At 60.0% G+C, this 3,355-nt stretch carries 5 protein-coding genes and 1 pseudogene; 1 reads left to right on the top strand and 5 read right to left on the bottom strand.

Annotated elements, in window-relative coordinates; all coding sequences use genetic code 11:
* Window positions 1–63: 63 nt before the first annotated feature.
* From BQ17_RS00285 to BQ17_RS23015, 4 genes and pseudogenes are all read right to left on the bottom strand, one after another.
* Window positions 64–270 (bottom strand): annotated as a pseudogene (locus BQ17_RS00285) (ArsJ-associated glyceraldehyde-3-phosphate dehydrogenase); the annotation flags it as partial.
* 284 nt (window positions 271–554) lie between these two features.
* Complete coding sequence (locus tag BQ17_RS00290) at window positions 555–776, bottom strand: hypothetical protein (RefSeq protein WP_089723764.1); 222 nt, start codon at window positions 774–776, stop codon at window positions 555–557.
* Window positions 777–874: 98 nt separating this feature from the next.
* Window positions 875–1,165 (bottom strand): NifB/NifX family molybdenum-iron cluster-binding protein, encoded by a 291-nt coding sequence (locus BQ17_RS23010; RefSeq protein WP_256091420.1) that lies wholly within the window; start codon window positions 1,163–1,165, stop codon window positions 875–877.
* Window positions 1,152–1,586 carry a dinitrogenase iron-molybdenum cofactor N-terminal domain-containing protein gene (locus BQ17_RS23015; RefSeq protein ID WP_256091421.1) on the bottom strand — a complete coding sequence of 145 codons (435 nt, stop codon included), beginning with the start codon at window positions 1,584–1,586 and terminating at the stop codon, window positions 1,152–1,154. Before BQ17_RS23015 ends, BQ17_RS23010 begins: the two co-directional genes overlap by 14 nt.
* A 342-nt stretch (window positions 1,587–1,928) precedes the next feature.
* On the opposite strand from BQ17_RS23015, the gene BQ17_RS00300 reads away from it, so the two are divergent.
* A complete protein-coding gene (locus BQ17_RS00300; RefSeq protein WP_176722221.1) occupies window positions 1,929–2,507 on the top strand; it encodes an IS110 family RNA-guided transposase in 579 nt (192 codons plus the stop codon).
* A gap of 658 nt (window positions 2,508–3,165) precedes the next feature.
* On the opposite strand, the gene BQ17_RS22220 is transcribed toward BQ17_RS00300, so the two are convergent.
* Window positions 3,166–3,355: hypothetical protein (locus BQ17_RS22220; RefSeq protein WP_218067981.1), on the bottom strand; the 190-nt coding region annotated here is incomplete at its 5' end.

The following is a 3,355-nucleotide window of genomic DNA, read 5'->3' on the forward strand; positions in this document are numbered from 1 at the left end:
CCTGCGCCGAGCGCAGCGAGGGGGCTTGGGGAGAGGGGGTCAAAGGGCGAAGATCGGTGCCTTTTGCGACACCCTCACGACCAAGGTCGAGGGCGCATCCAGGATAGACGAACGCGCATCGTTGACATAGTCCACCGAGACCAGGGGCCGCTCCTCATAGCCGAGGATACCTTTGAGCGGGCCCCCTGCCGCCTCCCTGAAATAACCGTTGATCTCCTCCGCCGTGACGGACCGCCCGGCCTCGAAAACGAAATCCGTCAGCGAGGCATTAAAAGCGATCAGATCACTTTTCCCATACTCAATATAACCTAGGCCATTCCACGGCCGGAAACCGCAGCCTCATTGCAGTCGGATGAGTCGTCGACGGGCGCAGCTCATCCAGGTGTTGTAGCCGCCCTGCAGGGAAAACTACGAATCCGCACGAATCGATCCGCGGGGATTCGTGTGATTCGTAGTTTTTCTCTCGTTGGGGTTTGTTCCTTGCCCCTCAACTATATGCTTTTGCGTCCTTTGTGGCTTTGGGGTTCAAACTGTCCCGCGCTCAAACAAGGCGGTCAAACACTGTAAGGGGTGTCGCACCAATCCCGCAGTACTGCGACATCCCGCGCCGGCAGATAGTCGAAACCGTCCATCAGGTCCGCGTGTACCGCCGCGGCCAATTGGTACGAGACCTGACGCCGGGTCAGCATGTGGAAGTACCAGGCGAAGTGGTAGCCGATGCGCCGATCGAAGTCATGGATCAGGTTGGCCAGGGTCACCCCGCAGGTGACGAGCACGTCGGGCAGAGCCGGTGCCTCTCCGCTCGGCAGCAGACCGGCTTGGCGCTCAGTCGGTCGTCACCCTGGGTGTCTCGATAGTCGCGGATGCTCAAGATCTAGTAATCGCAGAAACAGGCGGATTCGCCGGCACTGCTGCGATCCCAATCGCTTAAGAAGCGCTGGATGTTTGCGCTCGCATCCTCCGACTCGATAATGATACGCTCGCGGACCGGGCCACCTTGCGTGTCCTTGATGCGATGGTTGTTCGCCTTGACTACTTGGGCTGCCGCCGGACCGCCGATGGAGGCGACGTAGAGGAGCTGACAATCCCGGATCAGCCTCACCCGATCGGCGGTTTTATCCCCGGCCTGTGCGTCGTCGCCATGCGCATCCTCAGGGACGCGCACATCGATCAGCCGCTCTTCCCGGGCCGACACCTGAATAGATCAGGAAACGCCGGGCCTGGCCGAAGTGCCCGTCGAGCAGGTCGCCCGTGTCCGACGCGCAGGCAACGCGGATCGAATCCGGCATGTCCCCTTCCGCGTAAGGCTCCACCGACGGCGGGTCCAAATCCGCAATCGCATCCGACTCGCCCTTGAGGATAGCCAACGCCTCCTGCAGGGTCCCGGTATCCGGGTCCGCGAGCTCACCGCCGAGCGCCGTCCTCAGATCCTGTATTTCGAGCCCTTCGAGCTTGCGGGCCGTGGACGGGAGCCCGATCGCATCTTCGATGACTCGGATCAAACGCGCCACATCCAGGTCCGGCAGGACGCGGGCGACCAAGGCGATACGCCGGGCGATGTCGTCGGAAAGAGCGGCTTGAGTCATTTCTGCATTCCCACCGGACCCCAAGTACAGCCATGCCGAAGTACCGATAACATCGGTTCGGTTCTTCCATCGGAAATCATTTTTGCCGCAAATGAACGCGAATCAACGCAAATCGGTCGCAATTGGTTCACCATCATCGACTGTTCCTGATCCAATTGCGTTCATGTGCGTTGATTTGCGGCTAAATCTTCTGTGAAGACCCTGCTTGCTCACTATTATCGGCAGCCCGTAGCCTGTAGCCCGTAGGATAATGGTATGGACCCATCCCCCTTCACTGACGGCGTCGAATGCGCCACGATGGTAAGTCAACAACACCCATCGAAAGAAGCGGGCGGGTCCGCCATGAATGGTAGCAAGACGGTGGTGCGGTTGGGGATCGATTTAGGCAAGAACAGCTTTCACCGGTGGGGCGTCAACGAGCAGGACGAACGGGTGCTGAAGAAGAAGGTAGGCCGGCGTGCCTGGTTGCGGGAGCTGGCGAATCTGCCGGTGTGCTGGATCGGGATGGAAGCGTGCGGCGGTGCCCCCCATTGGGCGCGCGAGCTGAGCGCGCAAGGACACGAGGTGCGGCTGATGGCACCGCAATTGGTCACGGGCTACGTCAAGAGCAACCAGAACGACGACAAGGATGCGGCGGGCATGTGCGAGGCGGTGGGACGAGCCAACATGCGCTTGGTTGCGGTCAAGGCGTTTGAGCAGCAAGACTTGCAGGCGTTGCACCGGATGCGTCAGGCGGCGGTCAAGGCGCGTACGGCCGTGGTCAATCAAATGCGCGGCTTGCTGGGCGAGTATGGTCTGGTGGTGCCCAAGGGGGCGGGGCAGCGGCAGCGGGCGCTGCCGGAGATGCTCGAAGACAGCGAGAACCAACTCTCGGCGCTGCTCACGAAACGCGTGAGGAGTACACCAACACCGGTTGCATAGGTAGCACACACCTGATGGCAAGCCAGGTCAGACCGGCACCGCTCAAACCGGCTCCACCGCTGAGGCCTTCGAGGCCGATAGGATGTTCCAGGCGAGGTGCGCGAATCGCCAGCGAGGCCGTGGGCATCTGAATGCCCAGACAGAGGCCGGATAGATGACAGCAACCTTTCCCTTCGCCAAATCATGCGTGTTTTACCTTGCAAACGGGATGGGGCCATATATGCGGTGAGCACAGCGAACCGCATCATTGATGCGGCAAGCACCTGCTGGTAGTGGTTAAGGTTTGAATGGAAACATCGCCACTAGCAGTGGGTTGGGCACGCCACACGCAGCACCCCCTCTCCCTCCGAGGGTGTCGTAAAAGGCACCGATCTTCGCCCTTTGACCCCCTCTCCCCAACCCCTCTCCCGGCGGGAGAGGGGCTTTTGCGACACCCTCTCCGGGAGAGGGCCGGGGAGAGGGGACAAAGCGCTCGTTCCCACGCTCCAGAGACTGTGAAAGTATTACTGGATTTTCGGAGTCATAGGGAAGGAACAACACAATTGTCTACTTTGGGTCGAAAATACTTCTCCCAAATCCCACATGAGATAGAATTTAGTGTGAAATATGGCGGCTTACCCCACCGTTTTCGGGAAAGACGAATACTTTCACAGTCTCTCTAGCGTGGGAACGCCGTCTTGTCCGTTCCAGCGGACCGTACCCCTGGGTGCTGACAGGTGTCGGCCTGGGCCGGTCCTACCTGGTTGCTTGTCGACGCTGAAGCGTCGGGATTTGCTCCCACGCTGGAGAGATTGTGAAAGAATTCGCCGTTGGTGGTAGTAAAGGGTAAACCAGCGGTCGAGCCAGAT

This window comes from Candidatus Thiosymbion oneisti, from assembly GCF_900092655.1.
In the GTDB taxonomy this organism is placed as follows: Bacteria; Pseudomonadota; Gammaproteobacteria; order Chromatiales; family Chromatiaceae; genus Thiosymbion; species Thiosymbion oneisti.